The 20,122-nt window shown below is 68.6% G+C and carries 18 protein-coding genes; 6 read left to right on the forward strand and 12 right to left on the reverse strand.

Annotated features, from left to right (window positions below; all coding sequences use genetic code 11):
• Positions 1 to 45: 45 nt before the first annotated feature.
• The 8 genes from ACWDTP_RS02815 to ACWDTP_RS02850 all read right to left on the reverse strand — a co-directional run bounded on the left by ACWDTP_RS02815 (position 46) and on the right by ACWDTP_RS02850 (position 11,372).
• Positions 46 to 2,502 (reverse strand): [protein-PII] uridylyltransferase, encoded by a 2,457-nt coding sequence (locus tag ACWDTP_RS02815; protein ID WP_450016347.1) that lies wholly within the window; start codon positions 2,500 to 2,502, stop codon positions 46 to 48.
• 84 nt (positions 2,503 to 2,586) lie between these two features.
• Positions 2,587 to 2,925 carry a P-II family nitrogen regulator gene (locus tag ACWDTP_RS02820; protein WP_003881099.1) on the reverse strand — a complete coding sequence of 113 codons (339 nt, stop codon included), beginning with the start codon at positions 2,923 to 2,925 and terminating at the stop codon, positions 2,587 to 2,589.
• Positions 2,926 to 2,960: 35 nt separating this feature from the next.
• Complete coding sequence (locus tag ACWDTP_RS02825) at positions 2,961 to 4,310, reverse strand: ammonium transporter (RefSeq protein ID WP_450016356.1); 1,350 nt, start codon at positions 4,308 to 4,310, stop codon at positions 2,961 to 2,963.
• Between the two features lie 187 nt (positions 4,311 to 4,497).
• Positions 4,498 to 5,841, reverse strand: coding sequence for a signal recognition particle-docking protein FtsY (gene ftsY, locus ACWDTP_RS02830; RefSeq protein ID WP_450016480.1), 1,344 nt, complete (start codon positions 5,839 to 5,841; stop codon positions 4,498 to 4,500).
• Positions 5,842 to 5,948: 107 nt separating this feature from the next.
• Positions 5,949 to 9,536, reverse strand: a complete 3,588-nt coding sequence (gene smc, locus ACWDTP_RS02835) for a chromosome segregation protein SMC (protein WP_450016358.1) — start codon at positions 9,534 to 9,536, stop codon at positions 5,949 to 5,951.
• Between the two features lie 26 nt (positions 9,537 to 9,562).
• Positions 9,563 to 9,859 carry an acylphosphatase gene (locus ACWDTP_RS02840; RefSeq protein WP_450016360.1) on the reverse strand — a complete coding sequence of 99 codons (297 nt, stop codon included), beginning with the start codon at positions 9,857 to 9,859 and terminating at the stop codon, positions 9,563 to 9,565.
• The gene (locus ACWDTP_RS02845; RefSeq protein ID WP_450016362.1) at positions 9,856 to 10,263 is read right to left on the reverse strand and encodes an OsmC family protein; all 408 of its coding nucleotides are present in this window, start codon (positions 10,261 to 10,263) and stop codon (positions 9,856 to 9,858) included. The genes ACWDTP_RS02840 and ACWDTP_RS02845 overlap by 4 nt, the downstream gene beginning before the upstream one ends.
• 80 nt (positions 10,264 to 10,343) lie before the next feature.
• Positions 10,344 to 11,372: a PucR family transcriptional regulator gene (locus tag ACWDTP_RS02850; protein WP_450016482.1), complete on the reverse strand. Its 1,029-nt coding sequence runs from the start codon at positions 11,370 to 11,372 to the stop codon at positions 10,344 to 10,346.
• Positions 11,373 to 11,688: 316 nt separating this feature from the next.
• Between ACWDTP_RS02850 and ACWDTP_RS02855 the strand changes: the two genes are divergently transcribed.
• From ACWDTP_RS02855 to ACWDTP_RS02880, 6 genes are all read left to right on the forward strand, one after another.
• Complete coding sequence (locus ACWDTP_RS02855) at positions 11,689 to 12,864, forward strand: CaiB/BaiF CoA transferase family protein (RefSeq protein WP_450016364.1); 1,176 nt, start codon at positions 11,689 to 11,691, stop codon at positions 12,862 to 12,864.
• Between the two features lie 18 nt (positions 12,865 to 12,882).
• Positions 12,883 to 14,220: an MFS transporter gene (locus tag ACWDTP_RS02860; RefSeq protein ID WP_450016366.1), complete on the forward strand. Its 1,338-nt coding sequence runs from the start codon at positions 12,883 to 12,885 to the stop codon at positions 14,218 to 14,220.
• A gap of 62 nt (positions 14,221 to 14,282) precedes the next feature.
• Positions 14,283 to 15,611: a DUF1254 domain-containing protein gene (locus ACWDTP_RS02865; protein WP_450016368.1), complete on the forward strand. Its 1,329-nt coding sequence runs from the start codon at positions 14,283 to 14,285 to the stop codon at positions 15,609 to 15,611.
• Positions 15,608 to 15,970 carry a YidH family protein gene (locus ACWDTP_RS02870; protein WP_450016370.1) on the forward strand — a complete coding sequence of 121 codons (363 nt, stop codon included), beginning with the start codon at positions 15,608 to 15,610 and terminating at the stop codon, positions 15,968 to 15,970. Before ACWDTP_RS02865 ends, ACWDTP_RS02870 begins: the two co-directional genes overlap by 4 nt.
• Entirely contained in the window at positions 15,970 to 16,311 is a 342-nt protein-coding gene (locus ACWDTP_RS02875; RefSeq protein WP_450016372.1) for a DUF202 domain-containing protein, read from the forward strand. Before ACWDTP_RS02870 ends, ACWDTP_RS02875 begins: the two co-directional genes overlap by 1 nt.
• Positions 16,312 to 16,406: 95 nt before the next feature.
• Positions 16,407 to 17,117 carry an Rv0361 family membrane protein gene (locus ACWDTP_RS02880; protein ID WP_450016374.1) on the forward strand — a complete coding sequence of 237 codons (711 nt, stop codon included), beginning with the start codon at positions 16,407 to 16,409 and terminating at the stop codon, positions 17,115 to 17,117.
• A 5-nt stretch (positions 17,118 to 17,122) separates the two neighbouring features.
• Here the strand turns inward: ACWDTP_RS02880 and mutM are convergent, their stop codons facing one another.
• From mutM to sepIVA, 4 genes are read right to left on the reverse strand one after another with little or no spacing between them, the layout of a single operon-like run.
• Positions 17,123 to 17,974 (reverse strand): bifunctional DNA-formamidopyrimidine glycosylase/DNA-(apurinic or apyrimidinic site) lyase, encoded by an 852-nt coding sequence (gene mutM, locus ACWDTP_RS02885; protein ID WP_450016376.1) that lies wholly within the window; start codon positions 17,972 to 17,974, stop codon positions 17,123 to 17,125.
• 3 nt (positions 17,975 to 17,977) lie between these two features.
• On the reverse strand, positions 17,978 to 18,670 hold the full coding sequence (gene rnc, locus ACWDTP_RS02890; protein ID WP_450016378.1) for a ribonuclease III: 693 nt from the start codon (positions 18,668 to 18,670) through the stop codon (positions 17,978 to 17,980).
• The gene (locus ACWDTP_RS02895) at positions 18,667 to 19,269 is read right to left on the reverse strand and encodes a YceD family protein (RefSeq protein WP_450016380.1); all 603 of its coding nucleotides are present in this window, start codon (positions 19,267 to 19,269) and stop codon (positions 18,667 to 18,669) included. The genes rnc and ACWDTP_RS02895 overlap by 4 nt, the downstream gene beginning before the upstream one ends.
• A 58-nt stretch (positions 19,270 to 19,327) precedes the next feature.
• Complete coding sequence (sepIVA, locus tag ACWDTP_RS02900; RefSeq protein WP_450016382.1) at positions 19,328 to 20,065, reverse strand: cell division protein SepIVA; 738 nt, start codon at positions 20,063 to 20,065, stop codon at positions 19,328 to 19,330.
• Between the last annotated feature and the right edge of the window lie 57 nt (positions 20,066 to 20,122).

The following is a 20,122-nucleotide window of genomic DNA, read 5'->3' on the forward strand; positions in this document are numbered from 1 at the left end:
AATTGTGGTGTCATTGCCCGCCGCGGGCCCGGCGTCCTGGCCGGGTCAGCCTGCTTGTTCCACCGGTTTCGCGGGCGGCGGCGCCGGCAACACGGCGTACAGGTCACGCTCCAACTCCTCGCGCACCTTCGCCCGGGCGGCGTCGTCGGTGGCCGGGATCACCACCCCCAACGCGTCGAGCACCGACGCGCCGAGCGTGGTGACCTTCGCCCAGACGATGTCGACGTCGTCGCGTTCGAACACCGCGGTCAGCCGGGCCAGCAGGCCGGCCCGGTCCATGGTGCGGATCTGCACGATGAGCTCGCCCGGGGCGCCGCCCGGCGACCACAGGATGCGCGGCGGGGCCGGTACGTGGTTGGCGGGGACCGCGGCGAGCACCTCACCGGCGCGGCCGGCCGGGTACCGCGCCGCCTCACGTTCGCGCCGCTCCAGCGAGCCGATCACGTCCAGGTCCCCGTCCATGGCCAGGATGAACTGCTGGCGCAGCAGTTCGGCGGCCGGCGGCGACCCGAAATGCGGTGACACCACGAACGTGTTGATCGCCGACCCGCCGTGGCTGTTCACCGACGCCGAGTGCACGCGCAGCGCGTTGAGCGCCAGCACCCCGGCCGCCTTCGACAGCAGCCCGCGCCGGTCGCCGGCGATCATCGTGACCTGATAGATGTGCGGGCCGTCGCCGCGGCTGAGCTCGACGTGCACCCCTACCCGGGTGGCCAGTTCGAGGAAGCGCGGGTCGATCGGATCCGGTGTCGGGAACGGTTCGCCCGCCATCACCAGCCGGCAGCGGCGCACCAGGTCACCGATCAGCGAGGCCTTCCAGTCACCCCACACGCCGGGCCCGGTGGCCAGCGAGTCGGCCTCGGAGAGGACGTCGAGCAGTTCCAGCAGCACCATGTCCCCGCCGAGCGCCTCCACCACCGCGTCGATGGTCTTGGGGTCCTGGAGGTCGCGCCGGGTCGCGGTGTGCGCCAACAGCAGATGGTGGCGCACCATCTTCGACAACACATCGATATCCGAGGGCCACAGGCCGAGCCGGGTGCCGATCTGGGTGGCCAGTTCGGCGCCGATGACGCTGTGGTCACCGCCGCGGCCCTTGCCGATGTCGTGGCACAGCGCCCCGAGCATCAACAGATCGGGACGTGACACCCGGGTGGTGAACGCGCTTGCCCGCGAAACCGTTTCGACGAGGTGGCGGTCGACTGTCCAGATGTGCACGACATCGCGCGGCGGCAGGTCGCGGACCGCACCCCACTCCGGGAAGAGCCTGCCCCACAGCCCGGTCCGGTCCAGCGCCTCGATCGTGGCCACCGCGGCGGGCCCGGCCGCCAGCAGCACCAGCAGATCCTTGAGCGCCTGCCGCGGCCACGGGGTGCGCAGCTCGGGCGCGGTCTCGGCGAGCCGGCTCAGCGTCGAGACCGCCATCGGCAGTCCGGTCGTCGCCGAGGCCGCCGCGACCCGCAGAATCAGGCCGGGATCACGTTCCGGCCGGGCGTCGCGGGCCAGGATCACCTCACCGGCGTATTCGATCACCCCTTCGTCGAGCGGACGGCGCACCGGGCGACGCAGCGCCGCGAATCCGCGGCGCGGCAGGGCATTCGCGGCGGTGCGGACGCCCGAGTCGATGTAGTAGCTGACGGTCCTGGCCGCGTCGGACAGCACCCGGGCCAGGTCGAACCGGTCGCCGATCCGCAGGGCCGCGGCGATCTCGTCGGCGTGCTGGGCCAGCAGCAACTCACGCCCCCGACCGGCCGCCCGGTGCAGTTCGGTGCGCACATTCAGCAGCGCGAGGTGCGCATCGCCCAAGGTGCCGGTGGGCGAGGCCAGCGCCCGGCTCGGGTACACATCGGCCAACTGCGCGATCGCCAGCGCATTGAGCAGCTGTACGTCGCGCAGCCCGCCCCGGCCGGATTTCAGGTCCGGCTCGGCCCGGTGCGCGATCTGCCCGCTGCGCTCCCACCGGGACGTGGCGTGGGCGACGAGTTCGTCGAAGCGCGATGCGATTCCGATCCGCCACTGCCGACGAGCGCCACCGACCAGCAGCGACGACAGGTCGGCATCGCCGGCGATGTGGCGCACGTCGAGCATCGCCAGGCCGACCGCGATGTCCTGGCCGGCCACCTTGAGGGCCTCCGGCACGGTGCGCACGCTGTGGTCGAGGCGGATGTTGGCGTCCCACAACGGGTACCACAACTTCTCGGCCACCTCGCCGACCGCGTCGGCCGGCATGTTGTCGTGCAGCAGCATCAGGTCCAGATCCGAATACGGCAGCATCTCACCGCGTCCCAGCCCGCCGGTAGCGACGATCGCGAATCCACTGTCGGCGGTGATGCCGATCTCGGTTGCCTTTGTGGTGAGCCAGAATTCGTGCAGGTCGAGCAGTGCGTTACGCAACGCCGCCGAGTCCAGCTGCCGGGGCGCGCCGGCCAGCAGCTGCCGGGTGGCGGCCGCCAGATCGGTGGCGGGCCGTGCCGGACCGGCCGATCCGGGCTGCTGTTCTGCCATTTCGTTCCTCTCCCGGCCAATTACCTGATGAACGCTCACACGGTGCTTGGCCGGGAGACGACGTCTCGACTGACTGACCTGTGGCTACAGCGCGTCGGCGCCCCGCTCCCCGGTGCGCACCCGGACGACGGTGTCGACGGGGCTGACCCACACCTTGCCGTCCCCGATCTTGCCGGTGCGCGCGGCCTGCACGATGACATCGACCACCTTGTCCACCGCGGAGTCGTCGACCACGACCTCCACCCGGACCTTGGGCACGAAGTCGACCGAGTACTCAGCGCCCCGGTACACCTCGGTGTGCCCCTTCTGGCGGCCGTAGCCCTGCACCTCGCTGACGGTCATCCCCAGAATGCCGGTCTGCTCGAGGCCGGTCTTGACGTCTTCGAGAGTGAACGGCTTGACGATCGCAGTGATCAGCTTCATATATATTCCATCCCTTCCAGGACAATTGTTCCCGATCAGGCGAGCTCGTAAGCCGTTTCCGCATGCTCGGTCTCATCGATACCGGTCGCCTCGTCTTCATCCGTGACACGCCAGCCCAGCGGTTTGAGGGCCAACGCGATGATCGCAGTCATGATCGCGGTGAATACGGTTGCCGCGACGGCGATCACGATCTGCACCACCAACTGCTTGATCCCACCACCGTAGAACAGGCCGGTTTCGGTGGCGAAGAATCCGATACCGACCGTGCCCCACAGGCCGGCGACCAGGTGCACACCCACGACATCAAGTGAATCATCATAGCCGAGCTTGTATTTCAGGCCGACGGCGAGCGCGGAGAGCGCACCGGCGATCGCACCGAGGAACAGCGAGCCGATCGGGCTGAGCGCACCGCAGGCCGGGGTGATGGCGACCAGGCCCGCGACGATACCCGAGGCCGCACCGACGCTGGTCGGGTGGCCGTCGCGGATGCGCTCCACCACCAGCCAGCCCAGCATCGCCGCGGCGGTCGCGGCGGTGGTGTTGATCCACACCAGCCCGGCCGTGGCATCGGCCGCACCCTCGGAGCCCACGTTGAATCCGAACCAGCCGAACCACAGCAGCGCGGCGCCGAGCATCACCCAGGGAATGTTGTGCGGACGGAAGGCGGTCCTGCCGAATCCGCGGCGCCTGCCCACCATGATCGCCAGCACCAGCGCGGCCATCCCGGCGTTGATGTGCACCACGGTGCCGCCCGCGAAGTCGATCGGCGCCACGGTGGCCGCGACGGTCCCGTCGTCACCGGCGGACGTCCCGAACAGCCATGACGCGAAGCCGTGCTCACTGCCCGAAAGCAGCCCGCCGCCCCAAACCATGTGTGCCAGCGGGAAATACACCAGCGTGACCCAGGCGCCGGAGAACACCAGCCAGGTACCGAACTTGACCCGCTCGGCCAGCGCGCCGCTGATCAGCGCGACGGTGATCACCGCGAAGGTCAGCTGGAAGGCGACCCACACGATCGCGGGCACCGAGCCGAAACCACCGATGACGTGCAGTTCGGTGCCGCCGATCTCCCGCGTCTCGAGCAGTTGGGTGAGGCCGAACAGGGCGAACGGGTTGTCGAAGATCCCCGCGATGTCGGAGCCGCCGGTATGGGCCGATGCGAACGACATCGAGTAGCCCCACAGCACGTAGATGACGCTGACGATGCCGAGGGCACCGAACGACATCATCATCATGTTCAGCACGGATTTCTGCCGGGACAGCCCGCCGTAGAAGAACGCCAGGGCCGGCGTCATCAGCAACACCAGCGCGGCGCTCGCGAGCACCCACGCCGTATCGCCGCTGTCGAATGCGGCGAACGATTCGTCAGGTAAGGCTAAGACCACTTTGTGTGAACCTCCTTGGGAAGTGCGCCGACGGATCGGCCTCCCGATGAGGTTCGTTCGGGGTCGTTTCATCAGTGATGCGCTCGCGTTTCGGGCAGGTGAACGCATTCCGGATCGCTGTTACGCTCATGTTTCCCGACCGCTCACCGCGCCGCTGCCAGCCGAACCGGGCCTCGTGAACGGTTTTTTACCCGAGCAGCGCGTCGACGAACGCCGCGGGCTCGAACGGCGCGAGATCGTCGGGGCCTTCCCCGAGCCCGACCAGTTTGACCGGCACCCCGAGCTCCTGCTGGACGCGGAACACGATGCCGCCCTTGGCGGTGCCGTCGAGCTTGGTCAGCACCACCCCGGTGATGTCGACGACCTCGGCGAACACCTTGGCCTGGGGCAGGCTGTTCTGACCGATCGTCGCGTCGAGGACCAACAGCACCTCGTCGACCGCGCCACGTTTCTCCACGACCCGTTTGACCTTGCCGAGTTCGTCCATCAGACCGGTCTTAGTGTGCAGCCGGCCCGCGGTGTCGATCACGACGACGTCGGCGCCCTCGGAGATTCCCTCGTCGACGGCGTCGAAGGCCACCGACGCCGGATCGGCGCCCTCGGGGCCGCGCACCACATCGGCACCCACGCGCGAGGCCCAGGTCTGCAACTGGTCGGCCGCCGCAGCCCGGAACGTGTCGGCGGCGCCGAGCACGACACGCCGGCCGTCGGCCACCAGGACCCGGGCCAGTTTTCCGACCGTGGTGGTCTTGCCGGTGCCGTTCACCCCGACGACGAGCAGCACCGACGGCTTGTCGGCATGCGGCAGGGCCCTGATCGAGCGATCCAGATCCGGCCGCAGCTCCGACATCAGCACCTCGCGCAGCACCGCGCGGGCATCGGCCTCGGTGCGCACCGAGGCGCTGGCCATCTTGGCCCGCAGCGCGCCGACGACCGACTCGGTGACCACCGGCCCGAGGTCGGCGATCAGCAGGGTGTCCTCGACGGCCTCCCACGAGTCCTCGTCCAGATCCCCACCGCCGAGCAGGCCGAGCATGCTGCGGCCCAACGCGTTCTGGGATTTGGACAGCCGGCCGCGCAGCCGGTCCAGCCGACCCTCCGGCGGGGCGATCTCCTCGATGACCGGGGCGGCCTCGGCGGGCGCCGTGGCGGCCGGTTCTGCCACCTCCGGCTCGGCCGGGGCCTCGGGTTCGACGGGAGCCTGCGGCTCGGCCGGGGCCTCGGCCGTCTCGGCGGGCGGCTCGGGCAGTCGCACATCGGCGATCGGGCGCTTGGGCGCATCGCGCGGAATGGTGGCGTCGTCGCCGACCGCGGGCAGGCCGCTGGTATCGATGCGCTCGGCGGTCGGCGTCGCCGTCTGGCTGAACGTGATGCCCGAGGACGCCGTATATCCCCCCGATCGGTCGATCGACGCCGGCTTCTCCGGCTCGGACAGGCTGATCCGCCGACGGCGGTAGCGCACCAGCCCGATCACCACCACGGTGACGAGCAGCACCGCTACAACCGCGATTGCAATCCAGAGACCTATCAGCGCAGTTTCCGACACGCGGCCATTGTGTCAGGGGCCACCTGCACCGAGCGTGGGGGTTGCGTACCGGATTCGCGAACAATCCGTACCTGGCCCCCACGCTCGGCGTATCAGCTCGGGTTGGACACCAGCTCCTGGCCCCGCATCCGCTGCGAGATCACCGTCGTAATGCCGTCACCGCGCATGGTCACCCCGTAGAGCGCGTCGGCGACCTCCATGGTCGGCTTCTGATGGGTGATCACGATCAGCTGTGAGCGTTCCCGCAACTGCTCGAACAGGCTGATCAGCCGCCGCAGGTTGACATCGTCGAGTGCAGCCTCGACCTCGTCCATCACGTAGAACGGCGACGGTCTGGCCCGGAAGATGGCCACCAGCATCGCCACCGCCGTCAGCGACTTCTCCCCACCCGACAGCAGCGACAGCCGTTTGATCTTCTTACCCGGTGGCCGGGCCTCGACCTCGATGCCGGTGGTGAGCATGTCGGCGGGGTTGGTCAGCAGCAGCCGGCCCTCACCGCCGGGGAACAGGGTGGCGAACACCTGCTCGAACTCGCGCTCCACGTCGACGTAGGCCTCGGTGAACACCTGCAGGATCCGGGAATCGACGTCGGCGATCACATCGAGCAGGTCCGAGCGGGCCGCCTTGACGTCCTCGAGCTGTGTCGAGAGGAAGTTGTAGCGCTCCTCCAGAGCCGCGAACTCCTCCAGCGCAAGCGGATTGACCCGGCCCAGCTCGCCGAGCTCGCGTTCGGCCTTCTTGGCGCGCCGCTCCTGGGCGGGCCGGTCGAACGGCATCGGCGCGGGCGCGGTGACCTGTTCGCCACGCTCCTTGGCCTGCTCGTACTCGGCCATCTCCAGCTCGCTGGGCGGCAGCGGCACCTGCGGGCCGTACTCGGCGATCAGGTCGGCGGCGGGCATCCCGAACTGTTCGAGTACCTGCGCTTCGAGCTGTTCGATCCGCAGCGACGCCTGCGCCTTGGCCATCTCGTCACGATGCAACGCATCGGTCAGCGCGGTGATCCTGGCGCCGAGGTCGGTGGCCTGCTCGCGGACCTGCGCCAGCGCTTCGGACCGGTGCCTGCGCTCGGTCGCCAGCTCGTCGCGGGTGCCGGCCGCCACCGCCACCACGGCGCTCAGCCGTTCGGCCACCAGACGTCCTGAATCGGCGACCGCGTCGGCCACCCGGGCCGCGAGTTCGCGTGCCTCCCGGGCCCGCTGCGCGCGCACCCGCGCCTCACGTTCGGCGGTCGCCGCCCGGCGCAACGAATCCGCCCGTCCGCGAACGGCGTTGGCCCGTTCCTCGGCGGTGCGCACCGTCAGCCTGGCCTCGACCTCGACCCCGCGGGCGGCGTCGGCGGCCGCGACCGAGGTCTGCCGGTCCACCGGTTCGGCCTCGAAGGTCGGGACCTGCTCGGCGTTTCGCAGGCGGGTCTCCAGTTCGGTGAATTCCTCGACGGTTTTGGTACGCCCGGCTTCCAATTCGTCGCGTTGGGTGATCAGGCGCTGCCATTCGTTGTCGGCACCGCGCGCGTCCTGGCCCAGCCGGCCGAGCTGCTCGTAGATCGACGAGATCGCCGCATCGGATTCGTTGAGCGCGGCCAGGGCCTGCTCGGCAGAGTCTTGGCGGGCCGATTGTTCGGTCAGCGCCCCGGCCAGCGCTGCGCCGAGTTCGGCGGTCTGGCGTTCGGCGGTCTCCAGCTCGGCGCGGGCCTTGTCGATCTCCGAGCTGATCTCCAGGGTGCTCGGCTTGCGGTCGGATCCGCCGCTGATCCACCCGGCGCCGACCAGGTCGCCGTCGCCGGTGACCGCGCGCAGTTCGGGCCGGGCCGTCACCAGCCGCAGCCCGGCGTCCATATCCGAGACGACCGCGACCCCGGCCAGCATCGCCGTGATCGCACCGCGCAACCGGTCGGGCACGGTGACCAGATCGGTCGCCCAGATGGCGCCGTCGGGCAGCGCGACCGCGGGCCGTGTCCCGTCGACCCGCCAGTCCCCCAGCAGGATTGCGGCCCGGCCGCCGTCGGACTCCTTGAGCGCAGCGACGGCCGTCGTCGCGGCGCCGAAGTTCTCGGCGGCCAGCGCATCGGCGGCCGCTCCCAGCACCGCCGCGACTGCCACCTCATGACCGGGACGCACCTTCAAGAATTCCCCGATGGTTCCGAAAAGTCCTGCGCCGCTGTGATTTTTCTGCAACCAGGCCGCCCCGTCGCGGCGGTCCAGGCTCACCGAAAGGGCTTCGATTCGGGCCCGCAGCGAGGCCACCTGACGTTCGGCCCCCCGTTCGGCGGCCTGCAGTTCGGCGACCCGCTCGTCGGCCAGCCGCAGCGCGGTCACGCTGCGGTCGTGGTGCTCGTCGAGCCCCACCTCTCCCGCGTCGAGCTCGCCCACCCGGCTTTGAACGGTCTCGAATTCGGCCTGGGCCTGTTGGGCTTTGGCGCCGGCCTCCTCGATGCTGACCGACAGTCGCATCACGCCCTCGTCGATCGACTCGACCCGGGTGCGCATGGTGTCGACCTGACCGGCCAGCCGCGCCAGGCCCTCGCGACGGTCGGCCTCGGCCCGGGCCGCAGCGAGGTGGGCGCGCTCGGCCTCGGCCGCCACCTGTTCGCGCTCGGCCAGTTCGGCCCGCGCCGCCTCGAGGGCGAACTGGGATTCGGCCAGCTCCTCCAGCAGCCGCTGCTCGGTTTCGGCGACCTCGTCGGCCTCGGCCTCCAGCGCGTCGGGGTCGCGTCCCGACGAGACCTCCGGTTCTGCCTCCAACAGCTGCGCCCGGTCGGTCGCGATGCGGACCGTCGCACCGACCCGTTCGGCCAGCGCCGAGGCCCGGAACCAGGTCTGCTGGGCGGCTTCGGCGCGCCGAGACAGCTCGGCGACCGCGGTCTCGTGGGCCTGCAACTCCACGGTCGCGGTCTGCAGCCGCGTGGTCACCTCGTCGTGCTCGCGGCGCAGCGTGGTCTCGGCGTGATTGGTGTTCTCGAACTCGGCCTGCCGGGTGACGAGGTCGTCGGCGGCCAGGCGCAACCTCGCATCGCGCAGGTCGGCCTGGATGGTCGCCGCGCGGCGTGCCATCTCGGCCTGGCGGCCCAGCGGTTTGAGCTGACGCCGAAGCTCAGTGGTGAGGTCGGTCAACCGGGCCAGGTTCGCGGCCATCGAGTCGAGCTTGCGGACCGCTTTTTCCTTGCGCTTGCGGTGCTTGAGCACCCCGGCCGCTTCCTCGATGAACGCGCGGCGGTCCTCGGGGCGCGACTCCAGGATCTCCGACAGCTTGCCCTGCCCGACGATGACGTGCATTTCCCGGCCGATGCCGGAGTCGCTCAGCAGCTCCTGAACGTCCATCAACCGGCAGCTGCTGCCGTTGATCTCGTACTCCCCCGCGCCGTCGCGGAACACCCGGCGGGTGATCGACACCTCGGAGTACTCGATGGGCAGCGCATTGTCGGAGTTGTCGATGGTCAGGGTGACCTCGGCGCGGCCGAGCGGGGCACGCGAGGACGTGCCGGCGAAGATGACGTCCTCCATCTTGCCGCCGCGCAGCGTCTTGGCTCCCTGCTCACCCATCACCCAGGTCAGGGCGTCGACCACATTGGACTTGCCGGACCCGTTGGGCCCGACCACACAGGTGATGCCGGGTTCGAAGCGCAGAGTCGTCGGCGAGGCGAAGGATTTGAAGCCCTTCAGCGTCAGACTCTTGAGGTGCACGACGTCAAACCCTACCGCCGACTCGGCTACCGTTCGTGAAAGCCGGCCATCGGGGCGTCGGGTTGCGACCAGTCGGCGATCACGTTGTCCACCGAACCTGGGGTTTTCCCGCTCTTCAGCAGGTCAAGCAGGCGTTCGCAGGCGGCGCGCCGGCCCTGGGCCACCACATGCACCCGGCCGTCGGGCCGGTTCGAGGCAAACCCGGCCAGCCCGAGTTCCAACGCCCGCGACCTGGTCCACCACCGGAACCCCACGCCCTGCACGCGTCCGTGCACCCAGGCACTGAGCCGCACCTCGGCGTCCGGGGGTTCCGCTCCGGTCATTTCCCGGTGACCTCGAACTTCACCTCGGTGCCCGATTTGAGTGTGCGGCCCACCGTGCACACCTGGTCGATGGCGCGTTCGACGACGGTCAGCAGCCGCGCCACCTCGGCTTCCGGCAGCCCGGACAGGTCGATCTCCAGTTTCTCCTCCAGCAACGGATACCGCTCCTGGTCCCGGTCGGCGGCTCCGGACACCCGGATCGTGGCGGGATAGTCGTCGCCGAGGCGCCGGCGCAGCGGCTGGTCGCTGGACATACCGCTGCACGCCGCGAGCGCGATCTTCATCAGCTCGCCGGGGGTGAACACGCCCTCGACGTCCTCGCTGCCGACGAGTACCTCGGCGCCCCGGCTGCTGTGCCCGGTGTAGCGACGGACCCCGGTGCGCTCAACCCAAAGTTCGGTCATAGAAGTATTTCTACACGGTGCGGTCGGCGAATATTCCGGCCGAAGCTCCCCTGCCGCCCGCCCGGTGGACCCGACCCGGGTCATGACGGTTCGAGCGCCGTGTTCACCGCAACCGCCAGGGTGATCAGATCACGGACCACGTGTACGTCGAGGCCGGTGAGTTCACGAATTCTGTTGATCCTGTTGTCAATAGTGTTCGGATGCACCGCGAGCGCGTCGGCCGTCGCCCGGCGGTCCAGATTGTTGTGCAGGTAGCCGCGAAGCGTGTCGATCAGCAGTGCCCGCCCGACGAGTGCCTCACTCCGTCCGAGCAGGACGTCACGCCCCGGACCGCTGCGCGCGAGGTGATGCTCCAGTGCCACGTCGTCAATGGCGCTCAGCACCCCCTTGCGACCGCACCGCAGCGCCGTGTCCAAGACTTCCCGGGCAAGCTGCGCCGCGCGTGGAATATCATCGACGCCTTGGGATTCAGCCACGGCGATGCTGATGACGACACCGAAACGGGCACCCGCTTCTGCCGCCACGGCGGAGAGCGGTCCACGGTACCCCTGCAGGATGAGACGACCGGAATCGGGCCGAATGTCCATCAGCCAGAGATTGCCGAGCCCTCGGTCGAAGTGGTCGCGGATACCCCTGACCTTCCGCGTCGAGGCGAGGGCTCGGGCCCGCGCGGACCCCTGCCGTTCGGCGGAGGTGGTTTCGACGGCCAAGAGTGCGACGAGCGGTCGTGCGGGAACGGCATCGGCCACGTCGAAGCCATCGGCGATGCCGATGCCGGTGAACAGCGCGTCGATGGTCCTGGCGTGACGGTCCTGTTCTTCTGCGGGCAACTTACGACTCGGCAACTCGTAGGCGGCCACCCCGTCACCGATGAGCTCGTCATAGACGCTGCGCACCCGATTGAGTACCGGCCGGGCGAGCACCATGTCGTCGCCGAATTCGGCTTCCAGCCGCTCGTTCAGCACGGCATAGCCGATCTGCAGGCACCGGAGATAACTGCGAAGCGGAAGCCCCTCTGCGACACGGACACTCGATCGGGCGGTGACATCCTTGGCAACGGCGTGAAAATCCAGGTCGTCGTCGGAGACCGAACGCAGACAGGTGTCCATCAGCACCCGGACGGTGTGTGCGCTCTCCCGGTAGAGCAGCTCCGGCGCCGCGTCACGCGGATAGATCGACGACTCCTCGACGTAACGATCGATCGCAGCCCGCGCCATCGCAGGAACCTCGTTGCGCAACCTGCGCAGCGCCCCCGCCACGTCGACACCCGGCATGGTCTACACCTCCCATTGTGAACAGTCACACCACACACGCCTATATGTTGTGACGTCGTCCTATGTTATCCCCGTCCCGTTCCGAGCAGTCTGGCCGTACCGGTACTGCGAACGCAGCGCTCGATCCGCGAAACATGAACGGGGAATTGAATTGTCCGAGTCATCCGACTCCACTGCGGCTCTCGACGGGGTCGTTGTCGTCGATCTCGGCCAGTACATCGCGGCCCCCGGCGCCACCCAGGTACTCGCGGATATGGGTGCCGAAGTGATCAAGGTCGAGAGACCCGCGGGCGATCAGGCCCGTGGCATCGGCACTTACGGCGAGGCGATCCTGTTGGCGTACAACCGCCGCAAGAAGTCGGTGGTGATCGATCTCAAGACCGAGCAGGGACTCGCCCAGGCCAGCACCCTGCTTCGAGAGGCCGACGTCGTCGTCAGCAACCTCGCACCGGGAGCCCTGCACCGGGCCGGTATCTCCGCCAACGCCATCCGTTCGATGAACCCGAGGATCATCGTCGCCGAGATCACCGGCTTCGGTCCGTCCGGCCCCTCCGGTAACCGGCCCGGCTACGACATCGCCGCCCAGGCTGAGAGCGGGATGATGTCGGTCACCGGGACGTCGGACAGGGAGCCCCAACGGGTCGGGTTTCCGGTGGTCGACCATGTGGCCGCCCAGGTGGCCGCGCAGGCGATACTCGCCGCGCTGTTCCGGCGGGAGCGCACCGGTGCGGGCGACCACATCACGATCTCACTGCTCGATGTGGCCATCCACCTCCAGGCCATCAACTGGGCCGAGTACGCCATCACGGGGATCGCGCCAACGCGCAGGGGCAACGGCCAGCCCACCGTCGCGCCCGCAGCCGACCTCTTCGAGACCGTCGACGGCGCCATTGTCGTATCCGCTTACACCGCAGAGAAATTCGCTCGTCTGTGCGGGGTCGCGGGGGTGCCGCACCTCGTCGATGACGAGCGCTTCCTCGACAATGCCGGGCGGGTACGCAACCGGGCCGCACTTGTCGACGCCCTGTACCCGTTCTTCGCAGCACATGAGACCGAGGAACTGCTCGGCATCCTGACCGACGCGGGAATCGTGTGCGGCGCGGTGCGCACCTACGATCAGGCCCGTCGGTCCGCCGATGTCGAGCATTCAGAAGTCTTCGTCACAGGCGAGACTCCGACCGGGCGGCGACACATGGTGCCCGGCCTGCCTTTTCGCTCCGAAGCTGTCGCCGACCTGGGCGGCGCCGGGCGCATACCAGCCCTCGGTGAGCACACCGAGGAGATCCTCCGTCAACTCGCGGCGCCCGACCGAATCGCGTGCCGGTAAGAATCGGGGAGTTCACAGATGTCGATGAAGTCATTTCTCGAATCCACCAGGCGCGCGCAAACCGCCACCACCTCATCGGCCGTGTACCGGCGGGCCTGGATCGTGACCCTGCTGTTGACGGCCTTCATGTTCATCAATTTCGCCGACAAGGTCGTGGTCGGAATCGTGGGTGTCGAAATCCAGCAGGATCTGGATATCTCGTCCTTCCAATTCGGGCTGCTGCAGAGCACGTTCTTCTGGCTTTTCGCGCTCGGCGCGGTGACGCTGGGGATGCTCGGCGGGCGGGTCGACTCCCGGTGGCTGCTGACCGGCCTCGTCGGCGTGTGGGTGCTCAGCCTGATCCCACTCACCGGCCTGATCCCGGTGACGTTCTCGGTAGTCCTCCTTGGCCGGATGGCGCTCGGGTTCGCCGAAGGACCGGCGTTCGCACTCGCCAACCAGATCACCCACACATGGTTCGTCCCCAGCCGACGTTCGTTCCCGTCGTCGGTGGTGAACATGGGCGCATCGCTCGGCCCTCTGATCGCGGCCCCGGTACTTACCTGGGTGATGCAGCGGCACGGTTGGCAGGCCTGCTTCCATGTGCTGATCCTCCTCGGCGTCGTCTGGCTCGCCCTGTGGATGCGGTACGGAACCGAGGGGCCCGCGGCGAGCGCACCGCCGGACGCCACGACGCCCGACTCGACAGACACCGACCGGCGGCCCGAAACCGTTCCGTGGCGGGCGCTGTGGGCACGCCCGACGGTGTACGGCTTCGCGATCTTCTCGTTCTGCTCCTATTGCGCCACATCCCTGAAGGTGACCTGGCTACCTGTGTATTTCCGCCAGGGCCTGCAGTACAGCGCGTCGACCACAGGCTTCCTCATCACCCTCCCATTCGCCTCGGCCGCGATATTCGGACTGCTCGCGGGCCTGCTGAGCGGACGGATGATGGCACGCGGCGCCTCGTCGCGGGCCGGACGCGGGCTCCCGGCGGCCGGTCTGCTGATGGTCGGCGGAATCTGCATGATCACCTTCCCGCAACTGCCCGCCGGAGCGGTGCAGATCGTCCTCCTCACGTTGGCCTTCTCGCTCAACACCGCCGCGTGGGGAATCGCCTTCTCGATGCTGTCGGACGTCGTACCCGCAAGACAGCGGTCATCGGTCATGGGGATTGTCGTCGCCGTCTACAGCCTCGGCGGAGCCGCAGCACCACTCGTGCTCGGAATACTGGTGTCGGGATCGGCGGCCCACGGCTACCACCGCGGCTTCATCGCGCTGGGCGCGGTGATGGTCGTCGGAGCGATCACCATGTGTGTGTGCGCCAACCCGCGCCGCGACTCCGACATCCTGACCGGCCGATACGGCGGTATGTGACACCGCGACGCTAATCACAACCACCACCACTCACAACCGCACGACGAACGGAGAATCAGCACGTGTCGGCGCACACCGATTTCCACGGCACAATCATGTCACCGAGGTCCTCGGCCGAGCTCACGGTCACGGCGGCAGAGGCGTTCGCCCTCGGCTTCGAGGCCTATGTATGGGGGTATCCGCTGGTTCTGACCATGCGGACGCGCGACTTCCTGCTCTCCCCCGCTCGCCATCGACCGACCAGAATCAATGCGCTGAGGGCGACCCACCGACTGCTCACCGACCGCGACCGTGAAGTGGTCAAGCCGAACAACGACACCTTGTTCGTCATCGGCTGGATCGACCTCAGTGCCGCTCCGGTCACGCTCACAGTCCCGGATGTGCAGCGCTACTACAGCTTTCAACTGATGGATGCCTACACCGAGACCTGGGGATACATCGGCACCCGCACTACCGGAACCCGTGCAGGGACGTACACCATTGCGGGGCCCGACCCGGCAGGCGAGCAGGACGCCGATGTGCTGCGCTCCCCGACGAACACCGTGTGGATGCTCGGGCGCGTGCTCGTGAACGGTGTCTCGGATCTCCCCGAAGCCGCCCGGATCGCCGAATCGTTCCACTTGTCCGGCCCCGACACCCGGCCCGGGCCGGATGCCGCGACCCCCGCCCCGTCACCGCACGGCGTCGGTGCGGCGGGCCTGGCGTTCTTCGACGAACTCGGCACCGCATTGATCGGAAACCCCCCGCCTGACACGGACCGCGATCTGCTGGCCCGGCTGGAGGCCATCGGTATCGGCGCCGGACGAACACCGAGCGCCGACATCACCGACGTCGCAGTGCGAGAGTCGCTGGCCGCATCGGTCGCCGCGGCGCACGCATCGATCGCGGCAAGTGACCTCGGCGGCCTGTCCGCCTCGCACGGGGACTGGACCTACGATCTGAACATCGGCAGCTACCACGGCGATCACCTGCTGCGCTCCGTCACCGCGCTGCGCGGCCTTGGCGCGCTCACCGCCGACGAGGCCGTCTACGCGAACGCCGGGGCCGACGCCGACGGCGAGCGCTTCGACGGAACGCACAGGTATCTACTGCGGTTCGGCGCCGACCAATTGCCGCCCGTCGACGGTTTCTGGTCGCTCACCCTGTACGACGACAACGACTTCCTCACGGCGAACCCCATCGACAGATTCACGATCAGCGATCGCAGCACGCAGTTGCACTACGGCCCCGACGGATCCCTGTCCATCGTCATCTCCCATGACGCACCCGACGAAACGTCCAACTGGCTGCCCGCCCCACGGGGCCGCTTCCAGCTCACACTGCGCTGCTATACCCCGCGGGCCGCACTGCTGCGCGGCGAATACGTCGTCCCGTCCGTACAGCGGTTGTGACTGCCCAGCGCTTCCCGGCGCGGCTCTATCGGTACGGCACCGAACCCGACGCGCGTTTCACACTCGCAAACGAGCGCACCTTCCTCGCCTGGATCCGCACAGCGTTGGCGCTCATCGCGTGTGGTGTCGCACTGGAGACATTCGGCCCCGACGTACAACCGGTCCTGCGACTCGCGGCCTCGATCACGCTGATCGCGGGCGGAATCGCCGCACCGATCCAGGCTTGGTGCGGGTGGTACGTGACGGAACGGCAACTGCGGCTCGGCAGACCCCTGCCACCGGCGCGGACATCGTTTCCGGTGACCATGGCGGTCGTCGCCGCCGGGACATTACTACTGCTTGCTCTGCTCGTCCGGTGATGCACGCGACGGCGAGGGATGCCGGGCTGGCCACGGAGCGGACCTTGCTGTCCTGGCGGCGCACCGTCATCACGCTGGTCGGCGCGTCGATCGCCACGTTTCGAACCCTGTCGGGTTTGCACTGCTCGTCAGGGGTGCTGATCGGAATCGTCGGCCTGACCGGCGCGGCCGCTGCGGCGATGGTGTCATCCGCCCGTCACCGATCGGCGCAACCGTCACTGCGCAGGTGCGGGCGGGTGCATCGGACCTCCCGACTCGCCGGTGCCGGTGTCCTCGCCTCCGTCGCGGCAGGCACACTGCTGCTCGCGACGACCGCGGCCGTCGCCGTCGCCTGTGGGTAGCCGACCACCGCAAACTGACAGTGTGCGCTCGGCGCGACACGAAATGCGCCGGGCCCGGGGATAGACTCGGCGTATCCGATTCGTCTAGGAGAGTTGTGACCTACCCCCCCATCCCACCCAGCGGCCCCAACGGGCCGTGGCAGCAGCCGCCGCAGTACGGGACCGGTGGGCAGTACCCCGATCCGCAACAGCCGTACGATCCGGCGCAGTACGGCGCCCCCTCCCCATACGGGGCTCCGCAACAGCCCTATGGATCCCCCCAACCGCCTTACGGCGCAACGCAATTCCCCTACGGCTATGGCGGACCGCAACAGGGTTACCCGTATCCTCAGCCAAACCCCTACCCGCAACCGCAGCCGCCCGGCGGTAACCGCACGGGGTTGATCGTCGGCGGCCTGGTGGTGGGCCTGGTGGTGCTGGTCGCGATCATCGGGCTGGTGATCGCCATGATGCTGCCGTCCGGGGATGAGCGGGCGATCAAGCAGCTGTTCGAGGACATGGGCCACAGCACCGGCAAGGTCGACGAGCTCAAGCAGTACTTCTGCGCCCAGGATCAGCAGTTCTTCATCCCGATCGACACCAGCGCCCTGGAGGAACTCGGCATCGAGGTTCCCGACATCGCGCCCGAGAATCCGGCCGAGACGGCCGGCGGGATCGACGACATCAAGGTCGACGGCAACGAGGCGACCGCCAAGGTCACCGCCGAGGGCGGCCAGTACACCATCTACTTCCGCAAGGAGAGCGGTGACTGGAAGGTGTGCCTGTCGGCCGACCCGAGTATGCCGGTGCTGCCCGGACTGCGGTGACCTAACTAGCGGGGCCTCGGCCGGGGTTGGCATCTGGGACAGTAGAACGACGACCGGTTCATGAACTTCTCGCGGCGCATCACCGCACCGCAGCGGCGGCAGGGCTCGCCGTCACGGCCGTAGGCGTCCAATGACCGCTCGAAATAGCCGGATTCGCCGTTGACGTTGACATACAGCGAATCGAACGATGTGCCGCCCTGCCCCAACGCCTCGGTCATCACCTCGGCGGCCGCGTCGAGCAGCCCGGCCAGCCGGCGCCGCGGCAGCGAGGCCGCCGTCCGCACCCCGTTGAGTTTGCTGCGCCACAGCGCCTCATCGGCGTAGATATTGCCGACCCCCGACACCACGGTCTGGTCGAGCAGCTGGCGTTTGATCTCGGAATGCTTGTGCCGCAACACCGTAACCACACCGTCCCGGTCGAATCGCGGGTCCAGCGGATCGCGGGCCACGTGGGCCACCGGCTGCGGCACGTCGGTTCCGTCGACGGTCACCATCTCGGCGAGCTGCCAGCCGCCGAAGGTGCGTTGGTCGACGAAGCTCAACGCGGTGCCGTCGTCGAGCATCACCGCGATCCGCAGGTGCCGGTCGTCGGGTATCGGCCCGAGCAGCATCTGGCCGCTCATTCCGAGATGCACCACGAGCGCATCGCTGTCGTCGAGGGTGAGCCACAGGTACTTGCCCCGCCGGCCGGTCCCGGTGATCCTCGCGTTCAGCAGCCGGGCGGTCAGATCGGCGGGCCCGGCCTCGTGGCGGCGCACGGCCCGCGGATGGTGCACCCGCACCGCGGTGACGGCCCGGCCGGCGACATGCTCCTGCAGCCCCCGCCGAACGACCTCTACCTCGGGTAGTTCGGGCATCGGTCACGCATTGTCGAGCGCGTTCCAGGCCGCGGCCGCCGCTTTGAGCTCGGCCTCCTTCTTGGTCCGTCCCACGCCACGACCGTATTCGACGTCACCGACGACCACGGCGGCCGAGAACTCCTTGTCGTGGTCGGGCCCGGTCGAGGTCACCAGGTAGGCCGGGGCGCCCAGCCCGCGGGCCGCCGTCAGCTCCTGCAGGCTGCTCTTCCAGTCCAGCCCGGCGCCAAGGGTCGGCGCGGTGTCCAGCAGCTCGCCGAACAGCCGCAGGATCACCTCGCGCGCGATGTCCAGGCCGTGCTCCACATAGATTGCGCCCAGCAATGATTCGACACCATCGGCCAGGATGCTGGATTTGTCGGCGCCGCCGGAGCTCTCCTCGCCCTTGCCGAGGAACAGGTGGGCGCCGAGCCCGCCGTCGCTGAGCCCCCTGCCGACGTCGGCCAGCGCCTGGGTGTTGACGATGCTGGCCCGCAGCTTGGCCAGGTCACCCTCGGACCGGTCCGGATGACGGTGGTAGAGCTCCTCGGTCACGGTGAGCCCGAGCACCGCATCCCCCAGGAACTCGAGCCGCTCGTTGGTGGGCAGGCCGCCGTTCTCATAGGAGTAGCTGCGGTGGGTCAACGCCATGGTGAGCAGTTCGTCGGGCAGCGAGACCCCCAGCGCCGCGATCAGCGACGCGTGCGCATCGGTCACCGGCCGCCCCCGGTCTGGTCGTCCTCGACCGGACGCAGCGCGGCCAGTTTCGCCCAGCGCGGGTCGATCTTCTCGTGGTGATGGCCGGGCTCGGCGGTGGCCAGCGCGATCCCGCAGTCCGGGCACAGTCCGGCGCAGTCCGGTCCGCACAACGGTGAGAACGGCATGACCAACCCGACCGCGTCGACGATCGCCTGTTCCAGATCGACCGTATCGGCGCGGCCACCGGTGCCGACCCGTCCGATCTCGTCGGATTCGGTGGTCTCGTCGGTCGCACTGTCCGGGTAAGCGAACAGTTCGGTCAGGTCGATCTCGACGTCACCGGTGATCGCGGTCAGGCAGCGCGCGCATTCGCCGACCGTCGGTGCCGCCACCGTGCCGGTGACCAGAACCCCCTCGGACACCGACTCCAGGCGCAGGTCCAGGTCGAGGGGGGCGCCGGCTTCGACCGCGACGAGTTCCACACCGATTCGGGAGGGACTTGGCACGGTTTCGCGGTACTCCATCATCGATCCCGGCCGTCGGCCCAATCGGGAGATGTCGATCACCAGGGGCGATCGGGATTCGCGGTGCCTGCCCGCGCTCGCATGCGTCGCCATGCAGCAATCCTACGGCTGCCCGACAGCGAATTACGCGGCGTCGCCCCCGATCGCGCCGTCAGTGACTGGCGTAATCGTGGGTGCCCGCGGTGGTGCGTAGCTGGTGACGCCCTCTGCCGACCGAGCGCAGCGTGCCGTTGAGGAAATCCTCGAACTCGGCGAGTTTGCTGTCGACGTAGATATCGCATTCGCCGCGCAGCCGGTCCGCCTCGGCGTGGGCCGCATCGGTGAGACGGGTGGCCTCGGCATTCGCGGTGGCGACGATCTCGGTCTGCGACACCAGCCGCTGCTGCTCCTTGATCCCCTCCTGGATCGCCTTCTCGTAAGAGATGTTGCCGTTCTCGATCAGGCGGTCGGCCTCGGCCTTGGCCCGGCCCGTGCTGGCCTCGTAGTCACGCTTCGCCGCGGCCCCGAGGCGGGCGGACTCCTCCCTGGCTTCGCCGATCATCCGCTCGCTGTGCTGACGGGCCTCGGCAACCATCCGGTCGGCCTGGGACTTGGCGTCGGCCAGGACGCGGTCGGCCTCGTCCCTGGCGTGGTTGAGCATGCCGTCGGCGTCGGCGTTGGCCGACGACATCACCGATTCGGAGTGATCCTTGGCCTCGCGCAACAGCGAATCCCTGGCGTCGAGCACATCCTGGGCGTCGTCGAGTTCACCCGGGATGGCGTCCTTGATGTCGTCGATGAGCTCGAGTACGTCGCCGCGCGGGACCACGCAGCCCGCGGTCATCGGCACGCCGCGCGCTTCTTCGACGATCGCGCCGAGCTCGTCGAGCGCTTCAAAAACTCGGTACACGGCAAAACCCTCCAGGCCTCGTTGTTAGTTACCAGTGTGCCTGGTGTTACGCCTGTG

It is taken from the genome of Mycobacterium sp. NPDC003449 (assembly GCF_053588415.1).